Source organism: Aquimarina mytili (genome assembly GCF_016735115.1).
GTDB classification, from domain to species: Bacteria; Bacteroidota; Bacteroidia; order Flavobacteriales; family Flavobacteriaceae; genus Aquimarina; species Aquimarina mytili.
Window position 1 is genome coordinate 239727 of the sequence record NZ_JAERQJ010000008.1, and the last position, 23164, is coordinate 262890.

The window sequence follows — 23164 nt, forward strand, 5'->3', positions numbered from 1 at the left end:
CCAGAACATTGGTAGAAAGAGAACATAAATGTTAATCCCTAAAAAATGTAGAAAATGACCAATGTAGTTCTTATTGAAAATTGTGATATATCCCGAAATTCTCATAAAGAGATTATTAATAATTCTACACAATTTAGAGTCTTAGAAGATTTTAACCATTGTAAATCTGCATTATATAAAATTAATAGGCTCGACCCAGATATCGTTTTAATTGATATAGATACTCCAGGAACTTGTGGAATAGAAAGTATAAAACGAATCAAAAGAGTACATCCAAAAACAAAAATCTTAGTCGTTACCGGTGAGAAAAATACAAATTATGTTTTTGACACACTAAAATCTGGGGCCCTGGGGTTTCTATTAAAAAATAATAGTAATCAAGAAATCTTAAGTGCATTAGAACAACTCTCTAAAGGTGGTGCTCCTTTGAGTCCACAAATCTCTAGATTAGTAGTAACATCATTCTATGAAAAAAAATTTGATGAACTTACTGAAAGAGAAAATGATGTCCTCATTGTATTATCAAAGGGAAAAAGCTACACTAATATTGCCAACGAATTATACGTAAGTGTAAATACTGTAAAAAGACATGTTAGAAATATTTATGAAAAACTACATGTAAACAGTAGAGATGAAATCATAAATCTTATTCAAAATAAGCATACCTATCTAAATAAATCTTTAAAAGAATAAAAAAAGTCTCGTTGGGGAACGAGACTTATTTTATTAAGTTGAGGGACATTCTTTATTTAAAGGATAAAAAACCTCTAATACAAACAACGCTTTTGCAAAGAGGTTCTTTTCAAAACAAAATGTATTGTGGCAAGATCATTATACTATATCAAGAAACAGTAAGAGTTATATACTCCTGTAGTAAAAAATATGTCAAAAACATACAATAAGATATAATAAAAACTCCTCCTAATAACATTCTATCTTTTACCACGTTTCTCATACTATATATCATTTTTATGCTTTATATTCAATAACGGCTTATATTAATAAAACAACTAACTCATAAAAACTCCTTTTTTATTTTTACATTTTTTCTTGCATCAAAGAAAAATCTACTTGAGTTTACATTTTCTAGATTTATTTTATGTACACTTACATACAATCTTGAAAATTATTTTTCAATGGAATTATCTAAAACCATCCTTGAAATTACATCGGCAATATTAATTCTCATTGCTTTTGAATTATTAAATAGAAAAAGCCTTAAAGGATACTCGATAATGGCCATAGGGCAGTTTTTAGCCATGCTTATTTGTGCATTCACAAACTTATGGTTTCTGGGCTTTATGCATTTTGTAAATTTCCTTTTAATGCTTAGGGGGTATTTTAAATGGAGAAAACAAGACATATAACATCTTTTTAGAGAAAGACATGTTTGTCACAATCAAAAAAAGCCAACATATACGTTGACTTTTTTTTAGTGGAGAAGATGGGACTCGAACCCACGACCTCTTGACTGCCAGTCAAGCACTCTAGCCAGCTGAGCTACATCCCCATTTTGTTTGGGTGTCAAAAATACTCTTTTTTCTTAAAGTTTATCTAAAAAATAAGTAGAATACAATCAATCAATATATTCTGCGGTATAAAGTTAGTATTTTTGGCATTTGCTAAAAAATATGATTCGTAAAGCACTATTTTCTGATCTGGATTCTATTCATAAGTTAACAAAAGCTTGTGCCAAGGCAATGATAGCTAATAATATCTATCAGTGGAACGAGCATTACCCTACTCGAGAACGTTTTCAAAAGGATATCGAATTACAAGAATTATATATCTTAGAGGAAGTCAATATTAAAGGAATCTTAGTCTTAACTCAGATCATGGATGAAGAGTATGCTCCTGTGCAATGGCTTACAAAAAACAAAAATAACCTATATATACATCGCTTAGCAGTAGATCCAACATATTGGGGACAAGGATGTGCTCAAAAACTAATGGAATATGCTGAAAGTTATGCGATCAAGAATGGTTTTGCGTCAATACGATTAGATACTTTTAGTCAAAACAAGCGCAATCAAAAGTTTTATGAAACCCGAGGGTATTCTCGATTAGGAGAAATTTATTTTCCTAAACAAAGTGAAGATCCTTTTTATTGTTACGAACTACTTATATGAGTACTGTTATTAGTTTTAAAAACATAAACAAACTAGCAGTACCGGCTATTATTTCAGGTATTGCAGAACCAATTTTATCTGCCACTGATACAGCAGTTGTAGGTAATATTCCGGTTAACGGAACCGAATCTTTAGCGGCTGTTGGTATTGTGGGAACATTTCTTTCGATGTTGATATGGATTTTGGCTCAAACACGAAGTGCAATTTCGGCAATCATTTCGCAATATTTAGGAGCAGGAAAATTAGAAGAAGTAAAAACGTTACCTGCACAAGCCATAACCTTTAATTTGGGACTAAGTTTAATTATTTTACTAACCACGGTGCCGTTTATAGAATCCATATTTAGACTGCTCAATGCCGAAGGCACTGTATTAGAATATTGTATTTCGTATTATCAAATTAGAGTTTGGGGATTTCCTTTATCTCTTTTCGTATTTGCTGTTTTTGGCATTTTTAGAGGGTTGCAAAATACCTTTTGGCCTATGGTTGTTGCATTAATAGGTGTAGGAATTAATGTTGCGTTAGATTTTGCTCTGGTATATGGCATCAAGGGAGTTATTGATCCAATGAATCTAGAAGGAGCAGCCTGGGCTAGTCTTATTTCTCAAATTGTAATGGCAATTTTAGCCTTCGTATTCTTATTGAAAAAGACAAATGTATCCTTAAAATTAAGGAAACCGTGGCATCCAGAAATGAATCGTTTTTTAATAATGAGTGGTAATCTTTTTATTCGATCCATAGCGCTTAATATAACCATTATTATGGCAGTTCGTGAAGCTACTGCAATCGGAACAGACTATGTTGCTGCACACACTATTGCTATGCAATTATGGCTCTTTTCAGCGTTTTTTATAGATGGCTATGGCAGTGCAGGCAATATCCTTGGAGGAAAACTTCTAGGGGCTAAAGATTATACGAACCTGGTAAAATTAGCAAAAAGAGTATCATTATATGGGATTATTGTAGCCATCATTTTGGGGATAGCTGCATTAATACAACCAGAAATTCTCGGTCGAATATTTACCAAAGATCAAAGTGTACTTATGATTTTTTCTGGTTTTTTCTATCTAGTAGTCATTACACTCCCAGTTAATGCGGTTGCTTTTGTTGGTGATGGGTTATTTAAAGGAATGGGTGAAACCGGATATTTGCGAAATGTACTTTTAGGGTCAACGTTTTTTGGGTTTCTTCCCGCATTGTTTATTTCACGCTACCTAGATTGGGGGCTACATGGTATATGGATAGCAATCACCATTTGGATGCTAGTACGTAGCGGAGCTTTGGTTATAAAATTCAGGAATAAGTATATCCCTTTATCTTCATAAGGTTAAAATTTTTATAATCACCACAAGCGTTAACAGATACATTGTACCAATCACAATCTCTACTTTATATTTTGTTATATATTTTTTCAACATAGTTCAAATATACATATGATTGATTTACAATGAAATACGTATTGATACGTATTTATAAGTATTGTTTTTAAAAATATACCGGGCAACTATTTCCCCCTTTGTTACCCGGTATCCCAACTACACATTCATTAATAGAAATTCGATATAAGAATAAACAGGCATTTATCTGAATCATCTCCTTTCTGATTATCATAAAAACACCATGTTTAGGCAATAGTTACTCTGTAAAATATTTATAAAATTCTGCCAATGCTGCAAGTAAAAAAAGAATAGCAATGAATTTTGCCATGATGATATACCCTTTCATTCCAAATATAGATTTGAAAATTCTTACAAATCCAGTTGCAGATTCTTCAGAAGCATTTTTAGCCATTCCGAACCATGCTATTAATGCTATCGTTAGTAGAATAATTCCTCCTATCATATTTACTTGTTTTTTTAATTTAAAATCGATCAACTTATATAAAGAAAGAGTTAAAAACCCCCGATCTAGCCATTATGATCCCTGCAACTCCTAAACCAACCCAAATCGCTTTATAGGTTGTTTTTGTTTTTGACATAATTAGTTTTAGACGTTGTTCTTTTATTTTCCATTCGTCTGGTGTAAGGGTATATCCTGGTACTATAATCATGCCTATACTTGCACCAACAATAAAAGGTCCTATTGCTAGAATTCGTAATGTTGTCCCAATTTCATTTAATGTTGATAAATAAAACCAGCTTATACTTACTCCAATAATTAAGAATATGATTCCAAATAATCTTGCGTTTCTCATAATTAGTGCTATTGTTTAATTGTTCGTTTTATTCGCAAATTTCTTACCCTAAGGTTTTTAAAAAAACAAAAATACTCGGCAAACCAATAGCTTGTGTTGTCAAAAACTTATAATTTTCTATATCATCAGGTTTATGCGATTATTTTATTTCAAAAAAATACCGAATAACTCCTAACCCCTTTGTTATCCGGTATTTTAACAAAACTTAACTCACTTATTACTTACTTTACGTTCTCGCAAGCAATTTTTCCATTTCCGGCCACTCCTTTTGTCAGCCTAGTTGCCTTATAGTATTTTAAGTTCTTTTGATACCCAGATCCAGTATATTCTTGCATAAATTTTGTAGTGTGGTATCTACATATCCCATCAGCTCCTTTTCTTACGGTACGAGCTGTTACGGTTCTACCTAATATTGCACCTGTATAATTATGGTGTTCGATATTCCAATCGTTAGAAAGAATCACAGCATGGTAATAATCATTATCATATCCTTCTCGATTATTTAATACCGATATAATTTCTTTAGCGCGAACAGAGGTTTGCATTTTACCAGGTTTGGGTAAGAATACTTTCTTTAGCTCTTCACTATTTTCATTTGCCCAAGCTTTTCTTACTTTAGTTTCAAAGAATTCTTTTACCCACTTTTTCTTTTCTTCTACTTCTTTTTTCGAAGATTTTCCTTTTACTTTTTTAAATATAATTAGTGATTCTACCTCGGGAGTTTCTCGTGATCCTGATTTGTAATTAAATGCCAAAATATCTCCATCATCTTCGATGACAACAAATTCAAATTCTGTCACGTTGCCCTCTGCTTCATAATAGTTTGGTAATTCGGGATAGTTTCTTATTAATTTGTCTAGCTCTTTATAACGTCCAGAAAGCACATCACCTACATTATAATTTATGGTAAACTCATCAGTATTACAACAGCCCGTAACTACTGCCGAACCTATTTTATGCTCTCTCCATTTGGGATCTTTATCGTGCGGGTTGCCTGCAAAATATTTTTCTTGTGCAGTACTTGGTTGCATAAATAACACTATTGTAATAATTGCGATTGAGGTTAGTAATTTTCTTGTTTTCATTTTTAATTTATTTTTGGGTTATTTTTTAGATTATCGTAGTTACTATCGACAAATAGCTTTATCATCCTTTCTAATTGTAGTTCCCGTATTTTCGAGATCACAAACTTCTTGGGGTATCGTTGTAAGTGGATTAAATCGTATTTCTAAGAAGTTAAGACTTGTAATATCTCCCAATTCTGCAGGAATTGAGGTCAAGCGATTATTTGATACGTTTAAGGTAAAAAGACTATTTAAGTTGCCTATTTCTGCTGGAAGTGTTGGTAAACTATTTTGAGATAATAACAAAACTTCCAGGTTTATTAAACTACCAATTTCTGTCGGAATTGAGGTTAGTAGGTTTCTGGATAAGGATAAACTCTTCAATTTGATTAATTTAAAAACAAAAGCTGGTATAGAGCTTAGTTTTTGTTTGTTTGAGCTTCCTATTAGGCTAAGGCTCGTCAAATTTGTAAGGTTTTCCATTTCCGAGGGTAGCGAAGTGAACTGGTTTTGACCAAGCACTAACGAAGTTAGGTTTTTCAAGTTTCCTATTTCTTTTGGAACAGAAGTTATTAGGTTATCACCTAAGAATAAGTCGTTTAAAGCTATAAGTTCGCCAATTTCTGAAGGAATTGTAGTAATCTGGTTTTGTTGCATCCATAGGGTTTCCAACAATGTAAGATTACCAATTTCTGAAGGTAAATTAGTGATGCGGTTGTCAAATGCTAAAAAGCTTGTTAATTTTGTTAAATTACCAATAGTTACAGGAAGGCTTGTTATTTTATTTCGAGATACCCATAACCTTTCTAATAGTACAAGGTTACCAATTTCTGAAGGCATTTCTTCAAAATTATTCCCATCAACAATCAATGCTTTTAGTGCTGTTAATTCACCTATTTCTTTAGGTAATTTAATAAGTTGCTTATCACGAAGAATCAATTCGACTACTTTTCTTTCGAGATTAAAGCGTACACCCTCCCAACCATTCATATCCTGATCCTGAATATTCCATGAAAGTAGACCCGGATTTGCCTCGTAAAAAGCTTTTAGGGCTAAATAGTCTTTTGAAGGGGTTTTGCAGATAGCTGTGTCATCTTTTCTAATCTCTGTTCCTGAGTTTTCTAGATCACAAACCTTTTGAGGAACTATTTTTAATTCTGAATTGTCATAAAAATGAAGAAATCTTAATGACGTTAGGTTTCCTATTTCACTCGGCAAGCTAACTAGCTTATTGTCATAAACATATAACTCCTCAAGATTGGTTAGGCTTCCTATTTCTACAGGAATAATGCGCAATGAATTCTCTTCGAGATAAAGCTCTGTAAGTGTGCTTAGGTTTCCTATTTCTACAGGAATTTCGGTAAGTAAATTATTTCTTAAGACAAGTAGTCTAATTTTAGAAAGTTCTTGTATTTCTGTAGGTATTGATTCAATAAGATTATTATTTAAAAAGAAATCTTCCAAATTAATAAGCTTTCCTATCTCTACAGGGATCGAAGATAATTTGTTGAAATGTATATATAACTTACTAAGGTTGGTCAAATTTCCTATCTCTAATGGTATAAGTTCGATAGTATTAAAACTTAAGTTTAAAGATGTAAGCGAAGAGAGGTTACCTATCTCTGAAGGGATATTTGTCAAATCGTTATTTTCTAGCCTTAGCGTTTCAAGTTGATTTAGTCTTTTAATTTCAACAGGTATAGAAGAAATCTGATTGTTTGGTAGTACTAAAGCCTTAAGATGAATTAAAATTCCTATTTCTTGTGGCAAGGTTTCTATTCCCTTGTCTACCATAGCTAAAATTACAACTCTATCATCCTCTACGGTAACTCCTTCCCAATTGGATATATCATTTTGCGAGACATCCCAATCTAATGTATTGTTTGGATTTGCATTGTAAATGGCTATCAAAGCATCGCGCTCTGTCATTTGCAAAACTGTTACTACCACTTCATATTCCTGAGTGGTGCCATCTTCGGCCATAACCGTATAGATAACTGGGCCTGAAAAATCTTGTTCTTCATCAATATTAGGTGTAATACCCGCTTTTTCTGAAACTGTTATATTTGGTTTTAAATTTTTAACCGAGCTTCCAAAAGGAAATGTAGCTTCGATTTTTTTTGTTTCTTCGTTAATGGTAGCAATAATGTCAATGTCTAAGTCTTCATTTTCTGATGTCAAAAAATTAAACTCTGTAATCTGTTTTTGATTGCTTAGGGTAACTCCTCCTGCATCATCATCTGTACTACAAGAAGCAAGTGCTAATACAAATAGTACTACAAATCTTAAATAGTTATTCATAATTCTTAGTTATTTTGGGTTTACGTTTACTACTATGTTCTCTTCTATTGAGTTTCTTACCCCTAAAGCATTTAATTTTTTTGTGCGAATTTTGAAAGCGCAAAACTATAAGACATACCTAAACAATAGGTTGTCAAAAACTAATGACTTTTGCTTTTTTTCAACATGTATCTATTGATAATCAAAAAGTTATTGAAGAAAAACTGCAAAACACTTGGGTTTCTTTTCGAAATATTAGTACCTGGAGATACAGGCAAATGCTCCTGTTTTCTTCTAAAAACAAAAACCACCCGTTTAGGTGGTTTTTTAATTTATTTTTTTAACCTAATGTCTATATTAAATCAAGAAACTGGTAATATTCCTTTATACGTAACTTTCAACTCTTCGGTGAGACCATTGCTAAATGTATAGGTCACATCTGCTTTTATAATATATTGGTCGCCTTTTTTAGTAATGGAAATTTTTCCTAATGCTTTTGTTGGGCCAATCCCCTCACTAGGGTTATCAAAATCTGTATCAACAAAAGGAAGGATGGGTGGAAAGTCTTCATCACCACTCAATGAATCAAAATCCACATCATATTCTCCTTCAATCACTCCCTGATCATTAATGAAGTTTATAAATATTCCATCTCCTTTTCCTTCAATAGTAAAGGGGCCAACCACATTAACATCAGATGAAAAAAGCCATATCACAAACCCAGTATTAGTGCCTCGGGTGTCCTTAAAGGCTTTAGCTTGATCTAAAGGAAATGCTGTTCCTCCTCCAATAAATTCGTTAGTAATATCTTCAGTTACTATTACTTCATATTTTTGGGTAGTACCATCTTCAGCAGTAACTGTATAGGTTACCGTATTTGAAAAATCTTGTGCTGTTTCATTATTTGGTGTAACAATCGCTTTTTCTGAAATTTCAATATTAGGTTTAAGGTTATCAATTATGCTTTCAGCAGGTACCGTAGCCGCTATCGTTTTCGTTTCATTGTTGACAATAGCAATAACATCGATGTCTAAGGAAGCATTTTCTGAAGCCAGAAATTTAAACGCTGTGATTTGCTTTTCATCACTAAGAATAATTTCTCCTCCATTGTCAATGATCATTACAGCATCATCATCCTTACTACATGAAGCAAGTGCTAAAGCAAATACAACAACTAATTTTAAATAATTTTTCATGTGTTCTTACTTATTTTGGGTTTATGTTTACTACTATGTTCGATGCTCTTGAATTTCTTACCCCAAAATTCTTTTTTATTTTGCATCAATTTTGAAAGCGCGAAAATATAAGACACACAAATACAGTAGGTTGTCAAAAACTGATAACTATTAAGTTGCGTTACACATTAATCACAGTTGGCTTCTTTATACCCTAAAGTGTCAAAAAATGAATTATTGAAGTCTTGAAAAGATGGAATAGCAATGTTTTGCCTAAAGTTGGTAGAACTTACCTGGTTTGTATTCAGTCCATTTTGAATGTAATGCTCATTAATCATGTTGCTCACAGAATTATTATTAAGCACTATGGACATCTCATCAGATGCGACCTCAACCAAAGCTGTCTTTCCGTTTTGAATGGCCACATTAGAAATTTCTACAGGATTATCCGGGATTGTAGAATCGGGATATCGTATTGCAAATTTACCCAGAAAGATGCCACCTTTTTGAGCATTATAAATAGCTCCATTTCTTATTTTAAAATCCTTGGTAAACATGATGATCGGATATTCTCCCGCATTAACGAATACAAAATTCTCTAAAGAACCACTCGAGTTGCCTACCTGAAACATATTCATCTGCGCACCGGTTTCGTTATTAAGACCTGAACCGATCAATGTTAAATTAGATGCTTTGTACTGCAGCGCATTAGACACCTGAATACATTCTCTGCCAGAATCTTTTACGTATACATTGGTAATTTCTACATTTTTAGTAAGGTGATAAATATTGTAGGTATTACCGATATAGATTGCCTCGTTTGAAGGTTCATCGAAATAACAATTTCTTACAATAGCATATTCTTGTACAAAATTGGCATATCGATCAGGATCCTTTTCACCAATTTGCAAATAAGGAACTTTAATACTTAGGCTTGCCACACCATTGCCATTGGGAGCCCTGGATCCTTTAATAAATCTACAATTAGCCACTAGCATACTATTGGTCCACTCATGCGTATGAATTTGCATCTCTCTAAACTCTATCCCCTGGCATTTACCGGGATTATTGTTTCCTTCGATATGAATAAATGCACTCTCAATAAATCGCCAAGAAAAGCTAACATTGTTTCCTTGTTCTCTATAATATCTCGGGTTGACAACTACATCTCCTGTAGAAGCATTTTTAATAGTTATTGGGCCATCTTTAGTTCCTTTGCAATATTTGAATACAATTTCTCCATGAATACCTGGTTGTAGGATCAAACTACTTCCTGGTTCGATGTTCTCGATACGCTGAAATGCTTTTGGAAATATTAAAATTTCTTTGCCAGCTACTACAACATTTACCGTATACGCTTGAGAAGAATTATCTTGTGCAGTAACGGTATAATTAACGGTATTACTAAAATCTTGTGTCGAGGTATCATCGGGTGTAATCGTCGTGCCGGGTGTAATCGAAATTTTGGGAGTTAATGCATCTACAGCAGTGCCATAGGGCACAATGGCTTGTATCGTTTTTTCGGATTCGTTGATAACTGCAAGAATGTCTTCTTGTAAGGCATTATTTTGACTCGCCATAAATGCAAAAGAAATGATCCGTTTCTCTGATTTTTGCGCTTCAGAAATTACCACATTATATTCTTGTATAGACCCATCTTCTGCTGCCACTTTATAGAGAACCGGAGTTGTAAAATCTTGTGCAACTCCGGTATCGGGGGTAATCTTAGATTTTTCGGAAACCGTAATACTGGGTTGTAATGAAGTACGTTCTGTTCCAAAAGGAACGGTTACCGTAATTTGTTTTTCTTCCTCATTAATATTAGCAACCAAATCATCATTTAACACATCATTTTCTGAAGCTAGAAAAACGTATTCTGTTATTTGTTTGGTATTACTTTTAACAACTTGCTTCTGGATGTCATCTTTGACACAAGAGTATATGAATACTGTGTAGACAAGTAATAAAAGGGCATGGTTTTTCATAATCATCTTGATTTAGGGTTGATGAATCATGAATCTAAAATGAACAAAAAGAGGTTAGAATTAGTGTTTCGATTTCTGGAACACTTATATTAATTGCTGAATCTGGTTCTTGGGTTTCTAAATCATAAGGCAAATAATATAAAAGACCGCCATTGTAGGCAGCCTTTTATTATTTATTCTAATCGTCTATGCCAACGATATCATTTATGCACAAGGAGAAGTTCTTGACAATAAACATAATCCGCCAGTTCCAAAGGCAATACCTCCCCACTCACCTCCACATTGTAGACATTGTTCTTCAGTAGTTGGCCAATTGCCAAATCCACCTTTAATCGATTTCTGATCGTTTTTGTTTAGTTGTTGTGTTCCTGTTACTTTCAAAATGTTTTTTAGCATGTTTTTTGTTTTTAAGTATTTATAATGATTCATTTTCAAAGTACTTATTATTTCTAATCATAATCCATCTAAGCTTCTGAATCATTATTCTTACTTTCTAAACTTCTTTTTTCTGTTTCTAAAGCGAATCAAAACTTTGTTTAGATAAAGAATAATTGCAAATTACTCAACAATGATCTTTTAAATCAATTGGCAGTTCCTTAACAGGATAATCCATAGTATATTTAAGGGATATTTAATTTTGAAATCAGGATCTTTTTCTCACCTCAACAATCCTTTTATATGCTCGAAATACAAAACTAACTTAACAAATTACAATCTTAAGATATGTTAAGATTCGGTTTACGTATTATACAGGAGAAATACCATAAAGAAAACAGTTACAGATATATAACTAACTGTAACTGTTTTTTATGATTATGACACGCTCATTATAAATATGCGTTATCTGGTTTAAAAATTAATTTGTTCTGTTTATTGCCTCATTAAATCTATCTATATCTCTTTGTAATCTTAACTGCCCTGTTCTTCCTTGGTATTCCCTATTATCAGAAGCAAAAAAGCTAGATATATAATCTCCAACTATTTGTTCTGCATTGGGCGCAATGACATTATTATAAATGTCAACCGTATCATCAGGATCTGTTAGATCTAAATTTTGCAAATATATATCCAGAGCGTTGTATATGATGCCAACAGCTCTTTGTGCTTCTTTTATATCTTTAAATAAACCTTTGGTATATACTAGAGACTCATGTGTAATATCAGATGTTGCTCTACCTTTAGAAAAGCCTTTTACTAATTCTACTGTAAACATTGCCAGTGTTTCTTGTCTGGTTGGGTTACTATCCAATGCTTCCATAACAACTGCAGAATATCCCAAACCTTTGGTAAGAGGTTGTAAAAAGAACTTATTGGCTTTGCTATAATGCCATGTTCCTTGAGGGCGATAACCATCATTATAATACCCCTCTTCAAACCAATTGAAAAAATCAGATGTTGCTTTCGAAACAGGTGGTCTCGTAACTTTGGCTGCGGTTTCAAGAGCAGACTGATTACGCCAGTTTGAAGCTGCATCATAAACAGAAACCACTACGCCAGCCCAACCGAATCGGCTTAACGCAATTTCTTTATAAACATTAGCAGCTATTCTTTCTGTTGTAGTAAAGTATTTAATGTTAATTTGCCCATGACTTCCTCTGTATACATATATAGGATTATTTGATGGTTGGGGTTTCTTTCCATCGGGATCACTGAAAAATATTGGATTATTAAATGTATAATTATAAGGCGAATATCCGCGCATTTGTTCTGCTAATGGATCTAAGTTCATCCAACGTCCTAATGCAGGATCATAATTTCGAGCAGTAATGTCGACCCAATCTAAGCCCAGCTCGTTTTGTTCTTCTTTGCCTCCAAAACCATACTGATGATCTCGCCCTGACACAGTATTATTATACCCTTTATGTTTTAAGCCAAAGGGGTAATAGTTGTTTTCTTTACGAATTTCTTGTTGGGTAACCGTCCCATCGTTGTTATCGTCACTATAACTTAGGCGAATATTGCCTAAATGGTCTTTGTATTGATATATATAATCAAAACCGCCTGTAGTATTAGGCTCAATATATCCTTCAGGATGATTAAAAAACTCGAGGCTACCATTTTTATAAATATAATTTCCTGCATATTCGGTATTGGTTACTGAACCTCCTTGGGTGACAATTTTTTTCAGTTTTTCCCCTGTAGCTTTATACATATAAGTGATCTTTCCTGTTCCTTCACCATTTGCAATAGTTACAGTTTCAGGTAAATTAAGGTGATTATAGGTAATACTGGTAATACCTTTGTTTAGATCTTTGACCATATTACCATTGGCATCATGTAGATAATCGATGTCGGTAGTATTACCATCTTTAAAACCATACTGATCATGACCCGTATCTACTATCTTTACCAATTTGTTACCTTGATCATAAGTATAATGTAAACGATCCATATTAGCAAAACTTACTCCATTTTGCCAACCAGTGCGGGTAAGCTTCAAAATGTTACCGTTTTTGTCGTAATTTACATCGGTAAGATTATATTTTCCAGTGTTATGGGTTCCTTTTGTAATCCTGTTTAAAGCATCGTATGTATACGAATATTGCCTCTTTACATTATCATTAGCCGTTTTCCATTGACTTTGCGAAATATTACCATTATATAGAGGAGTGGTTGTACCCGTGGGATCATTATAATTGATTTTATATGCAAAAAGATCTTCGCCCAGGGTATCGGGATCATTAATTTGGGTTAACCAACCCCTGATATTATATTTGTAGCTAACATCCTGAAGATTATTACCCACTTTTTTTGCAATTAATTTTCCTAATTCGTCATATTCATTCTGTACAATAGACTCCTCTGGTTGATTATTGATTTTTTGAGTTTGTGAAATCAATCTCTTCATATGATCATAAGTAAACTTATCTACAGTAATCAGAGCCGGATATGTGTGTAATTGATGAGAGGTTTTGGTCTCCAATATTTTACCAGCAAAATCTACTTTATAACTAGTGTGATCAATAGTTTTGAGGTAGTCATTTTTTTGATAACTATAAATTAATCTTGCCTTATTATCATAATAATTTACGGTTGTAATCCACTCTTTGGTCCCCAAAACACGTACTTTACTTCCGGTAGGTAATGTTTTAGGATTATTACTTACGACCTGACTATATATAGTGTTTGGATTATCTCCTCCAGATAAATCAAAATTATAATCATCATAATAATTTATGGTATTGATCTCAAGAAAATCTTGAGGAAAAGCCACTAAGGTATAATACATCAATGTACCTTTTCTTTCTACTCCCGGATAAATTCTACTTTCATGCTGTATGTTGTAATTCTCTGAAAAGTCTTGCCAAAATTCTCTTCCGGATTTCTCATGATGAAATATACCCGTGTAGGCAACTCTACCAAAAGCATCGTATTTAGTAAATAACCACTTGTTTTCGACTCTTAGATTGGCGTCCTGAAACATAATAGGCTTATCAAGTTTATTATAAACAATATATTCCCAGCCTTTTCCAGGTATCTTTTTCTCAACTAATCTGTTTTTAATGTCATATTTATATTGATAACATAATTCGGCAAGCTCACTGTTTGATACCCCATCTGTGATTATTACTTTGGGTGGAATGACGTAGGTTAAATTTCCGTATTTATCATAAACATAGTAGGTATTATGAGCTATATTATTGTTATATGTACGAGTTAGAATGGTATGCCCTCGCTTATCTGTAAATTCCTCAATAGTATTATTTTTGGGATATTGTTGCCCTGGTTGCCAGTTTTCATTTTTGGTTATCGTCTTATATAAATCGCTAGCAGGATAAAACCCATTTTTTTCTAGAGTAGGACTGAATGAAGTGTCTCCACTTTGGTAGGTCACTTTAAAATGTACCACACTATTGACATTATTTGTTGCATAAATAATTTTGGTTGTATGATCAGTGTCTTTAGTTCTGTTAACTTTCCATGGTGTTCCTGGAGCCCCTTTTTCAAATACTCGATTTAATGGAGAAGACTCATAAACGGTTTCAGTATATGGATTGGTTGTGTTTTCATACTTCGACGTGTTGTAAAACGAATTAATTCGATCCACAGAGTTAGAATAGAAGGCCCCATTTCGAGAAGATGAATGAGCAAATGGTAAATATTGTTTATTTTGCCTTCCAAACTGATCATAGGCTTTGTGTAATATAATATCTTCTTTGTTTCCTCCTGATCTAACTGCTATAGATTGTTTGGTACTTCCTAAACCATTAGCATAATCAACGGTAATTATTTTATCATCATCTGTGATTCCAATTTTCACCTTAAAGTTTCCATTTGCATTAGTTGGAGGGTCTGGGATGATTGGCTTTTTATAAAACACCAAATATTTGTTTTCGATTTTGGCACCATAGGGTGTGATATTTCCATCTCTGTCCGTAATGTCACCTAGCACAGTATTGGGTATTGGATATTGTGTGCCGTTTAACTGTTTAATCTGTCCCAGTTTTAAACTGCATGTAGAAGACCAGCCTCCACTGAACCTAAGTTTAATTCTATTATGTTGTATGGTGAGTTCACCACTTGCGCCACCGCCGCCGCCATTAGAACAATCAATAATCTCTGACCCACTAAGTCCCAGATTGTAAATAATCGGGGCAGATATATTTGTTTCAATAAGGGTGTCAACACCGTCGATATTAATGCTGTTTGAACCTGGAGTTCCGGTATAATAAAACACCAAATAATTATTTTCAATTTTAGCACGATACGCTGTTTTTAAACCATCAGAAGTTTTGATGACTCCCAGCTCCATATCTCGAATAGGCCTTGTATTTATATAGGCAATCTCTCCGAGTTTTAGGTCGCAATTTGACCAGGATCCCGAGAACACTATACTTAACTTGTTATTTTTTATCAATACTCTTCCACTAGTACTACCACTACCGCCTTGTACACATTCATGTATATCACTTCCAAAATAAGTCTCATAATTGTTAATGGTTGTTCCCTCCAGCTGAGCTGTAAATAAGTTGTTAACACTATTGATATAAATTGGAGAATAGAATACCAAATGGCCATTACTTATCTTGGCAAAGTATCCAGTATCTTGACCGTTTTGCTCGTTGTTTTTAATAGGTCCTAATTCCATATCCGGAAGAATTTCTGGACTGGTGTTTAGTTTCTTAATTTTACCTATTCTTAACCTACTGGATTTAGACCAAGATCCACTAAAATTAAAGGTTAAAACACCATCTTTTAGTTTAATCGATCCACTAGCACCACCCTGGGTTCCTGATGGACTCCAAAAAATATCCGAACTGCCTAAATATGTGGTATAATCATCAATGTATCTTTTATTAGATGTTTGTGTTTGATAGCTTATCGTTTTAATATAGTTTTCTGTAGATGTTTGCCCAATGCACAGCAATGGAAAAACAAAGGATAACATAGATATTAATTTTTTCATAATGGTGACATTAATTTTTAGGTGTGCTCTGAGTAAAAGAAGATTTGTTATGTACTAATATGCCATTAGCAAAGAAATTATGATTTTTACTCACCTTATCAAGGTTATAAGTAGTAACCTCTTTCTCTATTTCTTTATGGCTTACTAATTTGATTTCTTTGAGTCTTTTGGATTTAGATTGATATAAAAACACCATATCACCAGGTTCGATCTGTTTTACGTCAAGATCATAGTTCTTTTTGGTCATTTTGGGTTGGTATGATGCCCAGCCTTTACCTTTTACATAATACGGGTGATCGTAGGTATTGGTATTTTTGATACCGTTTTCAAATTCAAGAATTACCATTTTATGATGTGTAGGAGATACTATGTTCTGCACTTCGCCGGCCTCAAGTTTTTTGGTATCGAGATTGTAGGTAAGCACTTGATCTCCAATATTTACATCTTCAATATTTTTAGTGGTATGATCGGTCATTTGTATTTGAGTACCTGCGATAAAACAGGAAGGAATGTCAAAGTCATCACCTCCTGAACCGCAAGGCTTTGCCATGCTGTGCTTGAAACTAAATTCTTTGTCTATAACATTTCCTGATCCATCCATGATTTTAAGAGTACCCGATACCCTTTCACATGCCGCTCTGGCTGTAAATGTATCATTGCTTCCAAACTTCCAACTTGTTACACTTGGGTCAGGATCTAACCCTCGCCACTCGTATTTATATTTCCCTTTACCTCCTTTTACAAAAGCTGTAAACGACATTATATAAGATGTGGGTAGTCCGGGGCGTGGCAATTTCCATTCTTTATTTACTTCTATTTTAACTTGGAGAGGCTCGGGGGTTACTGTAAAATTTGGTTTTCTTTTATAATTATATTCCTGCTCTGATATTAAATTTCCATATTCATCTTTTACATTAATCAATCTATTAAATCCATCATATTCATAGGTAGTGGTGATTTCTTTTTCGTTAGTAGCTTTTTCGATTCCCACTAAAGGTTGATATAAATAGGTATGTATTTGAGCATTGGGGAGTTGATTCCTTAGTTTTTTAAGCTCCACGTCTAAATCGCTATTAGACATTGCCTGTAAATAGTCTAAATTCTCAACATTTAATGCCGCCAAAATATCAGAATATGTTGCACCCAAAACTTGAGCAATTTTTCGCTCATAGTTGTATCCCCAGACCGTTGAGATCGGGGTCCCATTTGGTCTTGAATGCTCAACTATATTTCCTTTTTTGTCATACGTATGAAATATCTCTTTTATTTCTAACTGCCCCGTTCCTTTTGACATGGTAGTATGAGCGGGCAAAAGTTTACCATCTCCAAAGTCGCTATATGTTGTATGCTCCTGGGTTAACAACTCATCGTTTTCAAAATACTTTATTCCTACCGGTGTAAGGATATTATATTCTGATAATTTACCCGTAGAAGATGCAGGGTCTACCTCGCTATCAAAAGGATATGTGTATTTTTCTTTACTTGTGTTTGCATTATTGATAACGGTCTTTTTTTCTTTTAGCAAAGGGCGTTCGGTATCATATATAAATGAACTCGTGTTTATTACGTTTCCACCTTCCAGATGCTCTATGATTTTTGTACTGTTAAGCAAATAGCTTTCAGATAAGAGATCAGAAGTAAATTTGGTATAGGGATGCCCTTCACCAATATCAAAACGGCTACGTATATCAGCTTCGCCAATGATAGACCAAACCGCTGTTTCATCATAAATGTTATGACTATATTGATTAATAGTTTGTCGTATCAGCTTATTATTATTATCAAACACAAAAGAGTGTAATAACTTTCCTCTTTTGATATCCATATCTTGATAAATTAGCGGATAAAACCCGTCGTTTATCTTTTTTTGGATGTCTTGAGGTGTTGGGGCACAACATCTAATCCCTTCACTAATGGTAAAATTTTCATCATAAATATTAGGATATCTGTCGACATCAGAATATTCATTATAGATATAACCATTACCTTCTTCTTCAATTTTTACGCTTAAATATCCAACCAAAGATCCATTGGTTGTTGGCATGGATAAAGACTCCTGGTTGACCACTACATTTTTACCTTCGTCTGTAACATAATCTCTATCTACTATATACCATGGTAGGCCAGCGATTCTTCCTGAGGTAGCTGTCGCATGTTTATACGTATAGTTTGTTTTTCGTTTTTGTTGCCCATCACTATCATACATAGTTTGCGATTTAACTCTAAGTCCTCCGCCTTTAATTTCTTGATTTTTGAATCTAAATGAATTGAGCTCATAGTCTAATGTCATAGCTCCTCCTGTGGGATAGGTGATTCTTTTCAAGACACCTGCTTTGGCGTAGGTTACGTTTGGCAATAACGAGACAGTACCATCTAAAGCACTATAACCAGAAAACGGAAAAGGGAGGTATGAGTCTTTTTTTTGACCGGCTTTATAATAGATACGAGGGATATAGTTAGTAAGAGGTACATTATGATTGCCATTATAATAGCCAGTAAAATCCTGATTGTTAGAATAACGTTTTGGTAATGCAGTGGTATTATATGAAAAGCTATAGCCCGGTAGCACGTTACCATCCCCGTCAAAAAAATTAATTTCTTGTAGTTTTAGGCGTAAACATTGAGGGTCGTTACAGCTGCTTGCGCCCCTAAAATAATCGTGTTCAAAAACAACGCCTTTGATGAGCTTACCGTTATTGTTTTTTACTTCGATCTTTTTAAGTCTGCGTGCACTGGGTATATCTTGTCTTTGATCATTACAATAATAAAATAGGACCTCCCCTTCTGGAAAAACAATTTTATCAATAACCTTTTGTTTATGATAACTATGAGGTATGTTGGTTTGAGATACCCTGCTTCCGTTTTTGTATTGTCGAACAATTCGCCTTTCGCTATCAACAATAAAATCATCTACATAATAAAACTTAACCGATCTTTTACTTATAGGGCTGGTAATAGAAGAAGTATGTATAGTCGGAAAAGGGTCTAGTTTCATATATTTTTTCCACGAGGTATAAAAAGGAGCACTCTCAAAATAACCAACCAACTCTTCTTCAGTGAGATTTGAGCTCCAAGGACTATTAACCAGATCATCCGTCATATCTCCATCTTTTAAGGGAATAGAAAAAACGGCATCATACTCACGATCTTTAAAGTCATATATAAAACCTTGGGGAGAAGTTATTTTAAAGTTTATAATATTGCGCTTTATTTCATCTCGTCCAGCTTCATCCTGAAAAGGGCTATAGATAACAGATCCCGTTTTGGTTAACTCTAATGCCTTGCCTCTTCCTGCTGCATGGTTAAACTTGGTGGTTAGACCTGGAGCAGCGACGTAAAATAAATCTGCTTCTGTATCTTTATTTTGGATAGGAACATTGTATTCATCCCAACGTAATGTCTGAAATAACCCTCTTAAGTAACCATATTGCAAATAGACTCTCATTTGTCTTTCTTGATTATATTTAGATGTGGAAGCCAGATCCGGTAAACCAAGAATTTGTTTTGATATTAGGCCGCCGGTATTTAAGGACCAATTAAGCCCAACTCTTGAGGAGGCCGTGTTTACTTTTACACCACCAGTATTATAAGAAAGAGAAATGGGTATTTCTAAGCCATCAAGATTAATGGTATATATCGGTATCGTTATGTTTGCTCTACCGGTGTATTCATCCATGGGAAAATAGTTAGCATTCATAAACGCTGCAACATCGGGAGATGTAAGTGGTTGTATTTCTTGTGATTTTCCGACTGAAAAAATAAAAAATAATATAAAGGTTACTATCAGTTGCTTCATGTTAGATTGATTTCTGTGAAAATTGAACATAAAGCTCATATTATATATCGATAAAGAAGCAAGTCACTTTTTGAAATGACTATTAGAGTTTATGAAATTGAGGTTTGGGTTGCTAAACTGAATTGTGGATTTATCACATAAATATTATGTTTTAGCAGCTCGATGTGTGCGTTCAGAAAATTCTTTTGAAGTATAGAAACACATCCCAAAATCGGTCATAGTGTTTATGATAGTGTCTAGGTTTTCAATTGTACACAAAGAAGAATATCAAAAGTCCTTAACAAGATAGGTGCGTTTTGAATCAACAACATATAAGTAAAGCATCTATTAATAATTTAAAAGAAAGATAAAAGTCCACATCGACCTTTTAATCTCTTTAACCATTCCAAACCATGCTATTAATGCTAATATGAGAAAACAATTCAGCAAATGATTTTTATGCTGCCTTATAATTAGCCGGCGAACAACCGTATGTTTTTTTGAACAATTTGCTAAACGATGCCAAATCAGGAAAGTCCAAAATATCGGCAATTTCTGAGATATTAATATGGCCTGTATCAATATAGTCTTTAGCTCTTCTCATTTTTAGACTAATTGCATATTGATGAGGAGTTTTACCAAAAACCTTTTTGAATGAATTGTACAGATGATATTCTGATAATGCAGCAGCTTGCGAGAGGTCTTCAATAGTTATTTTACGTTCAACGTTATCGTGAATATATTCATAAGCAACCAGAAGCCTTTTTAAAACTTCAATTTTTGTAGAAGATTTGGTGGCCGCAATTTGATCGGCCATGCGATATGCCCTAAATTGATCTTGATAAATGGCCTGTAATACCTCAATAGTAAGTTCTTGCGGGTTAAGGTATTCGTAATTGCTAGTACGACTTTGTTGATGTATTTGTTTTAATAATCTGCCCGAAGGATAGTGATCGGCGTTGTATATTTTTTCTATAAAAAAAGATTTTTGCTCTATTTTCTCCAGAGGTACACTAAGCAATTGCTCTTCAGATGCAAAAGCAAAGAAGTTAAATTTTGCAATAAGATCATCAGAAACCGCAAAACTAAGCACATCAATATAGTCTTCGCTTTTATTGAAATACTCCCAACCATAACTTGGATTGGAGACGATGAACTTATTTCCATCAACTTTTACCTTTTTGTCTTTTACAACCAGATCTCCTACACCTTCTTTAAAATAGATGATCGTCAGACTATTTTCATTGTATCCATAATATGGCAATTGCGTTTTAAAACGCATCATGAAGTTTTCATTTCTATTAAACTGAGGAGGTAAGGGTCCTTGTTTTTTAGAAAAATGATTGTAATATATATCTTTGTATTCCTGCATTACTGGGGCGAATTAATGAGAAACTCTGGAGCAAGCAATTTGCTAACTCACTGATTTAAAGGTACAAATATACTATTTTTTAACAGAATTTAACATTTTGGATCTAAAAATTGTAAAAAATAGTTCTAATATCCGTAGTCTTGATCCTAATCAAGACTGACAAATACATCGTCGTCGTATTAATATATTAGTTCTAGAAACTTTTCACGCTTTTCTTTTGAAATAGAGACAGTAAGTTCATTTTCCATGATGATATAGGCTCCATCTTTTTTTATGAATTGTTTGATATGGTTTAAATTGATTAAAAAAGAGCGATGGGGACGAAAAAAAAGAGGTTTGTTCTTCATTAAACTGTCAAAGTGCTTAAGTGGCTTGCTTATTAGAATTACTCCTTTCGATTTTGAATGTACTTTGGTGTACATCCCATCCGCTTCAAAGCAAATGATATCGTCTGTGGTTAGAAAAAGAATACCATCACTTACCGGAAGAGCAATTTTATTAAGAAAATCTGAAGAATAATATAATTGATCCTTACGCTCTTTTCTTTCGTCATTACTTGTAACTAACTGTATTACCATTGTATATTTCTTTTAAGATATAGTACTACTACTAATCTGATCCTATTAGTACAGTTATACAATAGCCCATTTTCTTACCCCCTTTAGGTTATTTTGAAGATATTTAGAGAATATAAAAGTTCAGAAACGCAGCGTTTCTGATTTCTTAAAAGGAGAATAGAATAAGGATATACGCCTATTTCTAACTACTGATTAATAGAAATAATACAGTATAAAAAATCATTAAAAGCACCCCTATTTTTAATCTGTGTTTTTCGAAGAATTGTTCTAACATGTGTTAAATATAAACCAAGTTTGGGGGTAAAGAGGCAAAATTCATCTTGTAGTTATTATTAGTTTTTAACAGAATATCAACACATTAGCTCATTCAAACAAATAGTTAATAGGATATTGTCTATTTTTATGTGAAAAAGCAATTATAATGACAACAAGATCAAACGGGAGTTTATATACTCATATCGAAAATAATATTGCAACCATAGAATTTGGACACCCTGCCAGTAATTCTTTTCCATCAGAGTTATTAGCTCGGTTGGCCAAAGCCTTTGATCAATTGTCAAAAAACAATGATGCACATGTTATTATATTGAAGTCTGAAGGCGAACGTGCCTTTTGTGCCGGAGCCTCTTTTGACGAATTAGTAGCAATAACAAATCTTGAAGAAGGTACATATTTCTTTTCCGGCTTTGCCAATGTTATTAACGCTATGCGCAACTGTAAAAAACCAATTATAGGGCGTATACAGGGCAAAACTGTAGGTGGAGGTGTTGGTTTAGCATCGGCATGTGATTATTGTTTGGCTACCGAGGCCGCTTCTATTAAATTAAGTGAACTCACCATTGGTATTGGCCCCTTTGTTATTGAGCCTGCTGTATCTAGAAAAATTGGTCTTGCCGCATTTGGAACTCTAGCATGGGACGCATCGCAATGGAAAAATGCGTATTGGGCCAAAGAAAAAGGACTGTTTTCTCGTGTTTTTGATACTATCGCAGAACTCGATAAAGAAACACAGCTTTTTGCAGAAAAATTAGCAAGCTATAACCCAGCTGCTTTGCAACAAATGAAAAAAGCAACATGGCAAGGAACCGATCATTGGGATAAGGTATTGATAGAACGAGCTGCAATATCAGGAGAATTGGTGCTTTCAGATTTTACTAAAGAAGCATTAGCAAAGTTTAAGAAATAAACACAAAAATTAGATCGCT

The 23164-nt window shown here is 33.7% G+C and carries 16 protein-coding genes and 1 tRNA gene; 5 read left to right on the forward strand and 12 right to left on the reverse strand.

Annotated elements, in window-relative coordinates; genetic code table 11:
- Positions 1-54: 54 nt before the first annotated feature.
- Both JJQ60_RS18080 and JJQ60_RS18085 read left to right on the forward strand, forming a co-directional pair.
- Positions 55-693 (forward strand): response regulator, encoded by a 639-nt coding sequence (locus tag JJQ60_RS18080; RefSeq protein ID WP_201923552.1) that lies wholly within the window; start codon positions 55-57, stop codon positions 691-693.
- Positions 694-1136: 443 nt separating this feature from the next.
- On the forward strand, positions 1137-1367 hold the full coding sequence (locus tag JJQ60_RS18085; RefSeq protein WP_201923554.1) for a hypothetical protein: 231 nt from the start codon (positions 1137-1139) through the stop codon (positions 1365-1367).
- A 69-nt stretch (positions 1368-1436) separates the two neighbouring features.
- On the opposite strand, the gene JJQ60_RS18090 is transcribed toward JJQ60_RS18085, so the two are convergent.
- A tRNA-Ala gene (locus JJQ60_RS18090) sits at positions 1437-1510 on the reverse strand.
- Between the two features lie 121 nt (positions 1511-1631).
- Between JJQ60_RS18090 and JJQ60_RS18095 the strand changes: the two genes are divergently transcribed.
- Together JJQ60_RS18095 and JJQ60_RS18100 are read left to right on the forward strand one after the other, a co-directional pair.
- On the forward strand, positions 1632-2129 hold the full coding sequence (locus JJQ60_RS18095; protein WP_201923556.1) for a GNAT family N-acetyltransferase: 498 nt from the start codon (positions 1632-1634) through the stop codon (positions 2127-2129).
- On the forward strand, positions 2126-3454 hold the full coding sequence (locus JJQ60_RS18100; protein ID WP_201923558.1) for an MATE family efflux transporter: 1329 nt from the start codon (positions 2126-2128) through the stop codon (positions 3452-3454). The genes JJQ60_RS18095 and JJQ60_RS18100 overlap by 4 nt, the downstream gene beginning before the upstream one ends.
- Before the next feature lie 310 nt (positions 3455-3764).
- On the opposite strand, the gene JJQ60_RS18105 is transcribed toward JJQ60_RS18100, so the two are convergent.
- From JJQ60_RS18105 to JJQ60_RS18155, 11 genes are all read right to left on the reverse strand, one after another.
- Positions 3765-3971, reverse strand: a complete 207-nt coding sequence (locus JJQ60_RS18105) for a hypothetical protein (protein WP_201923560.1) — start codon at positions 3969-3971, stop codon at positions 3765-3767.
- A gap of 34 nt (positions 3972-4005) precedes the next feature.
- A complete protein-coding gene (locus JJQ60_RS18110; RefSeq protein ID WP_201923563.1) occupies positions 4006-4323 on the reverse strand; it encodes a hypothetical protein in 318 nt (105 codons plus the stop codon).
- 221 nt (positions 4324-4544) lie between these two features.
- Positions 4545-5408: a hypothetical protein gene (locus JJQ60_RS18115; RefSeq protein WP_201923566.1), complete on the reverse strand. Its 864-nt coding sequence runs from the start codon at positions 5406-5408 to the stop codon at positions 4545-4547.
- Positions 5409-5450: 42 nt separating this feature from the next.
- Positions 5451-7688, reverse strand: coding sequence for a leucine-rich repeat domain-containing protein (locus JJQ60_RS18120; protein WP_201923568.1), 2238 nt, complete (start codon positions 7686-7688; stop codon positions 5451-5453).
- Between the two features lie 341 nt (positions 7689-8029).
- Positions 8030-8863 carry a DUF5018 domain-containing protein gene (locus tag JJQ60_RS18125; RefSeq protein WP_201923570.1) on the reverse strand — a complete coding sequence of 278 codons (834 nt, stop codon included), beginning with the start codon at positions 8861-8863 and terminating at the stop codon, positions 8030-8032.
- A 167-nt stretch (positions 8864-9030) separates the two neighbouring features.
- Entirely contained in the window at positions 9031-10827 is a 1797-nt protein-coding gene (locus tag JJQ60_RS18130) for a DUF5018 domain-containing protein (RefSeq protein WP_201923572.1), read from the reverse strand.
- 204 nt (positions 10828-11031) lie between these two features.
- Positions 11032-11223, reverse strand: a complete 192-nt coding sequence (locus JJQ60_RS18135) for a hypothetical protein (protein WP_201923574.1) — start codon at positions 11221-11223, stop codon at positions 11032-11034.
- A 460-nt stretch (positions 11224-11683) separates the two neighbouring features.
- A complete protein-coding gene (locus tag JJQ60_RS18140) occupies positions 11684-16234 on the reverse strand; it encodes a DUF6443 domain-containing protein (RefSeq protein WP_201923576.1) in 4551 nt (1516 codons plus the stop codon).
- Between the two features lie 10 nt (positions 16235-16244).
- Entirely contained in the window at positions 16245-20030 is a 3786-nt protein-coding gene (locus JJQ60_RS18145) for a Hint domain-containing protein (RefSeq protein WP_201923578.1), read from the reverse strand.
- Positions 20031-20466: 436 nt separating this feature from the next.
- Complete coding sequence (locus JJQ60_RS18150; protein WP_201923580.1) at positions 20467-21381, reverse strand: helix-turn-helix transcriptional regulator; 915 nt, start codon at positions 21379-21381, stop codon at positions 20467-20469.
- A gap of 179 nt (positions 21382-21560) precedes the next feature.
- On the reverse strand, positions 21561-21959 hold the full coding sequence (locus JJQ60_RS18155; RefSeq protein ID WP_201923582.1) for a LytR/AlgR family response regulator transcription factor: 399 nt from the start codon (positions 21957-21959) through the stop codon (positions 21561-21563).
- Between the two features lie 418 nt (positions 21960-22377).
- Here JJQ60_RS18155 and JJQ60_RS18160 point away from each other — a divergent pair, with 418 nt between their 5' ends.
- On the forward strand, positions 22378-23145 hold the full coding sequence (locus JJQ60_RS18160; RefSeq protein ID WP_201923620.1) for an enoyl-CoA hydratase/isomerase family protein: 768 nt from the start codon (positions 22378-22380) through the stop codon (positions 23143-23145).
- The last annotated feature ends 19 nt before the right edge of the window (positions 23146-23164 follow it).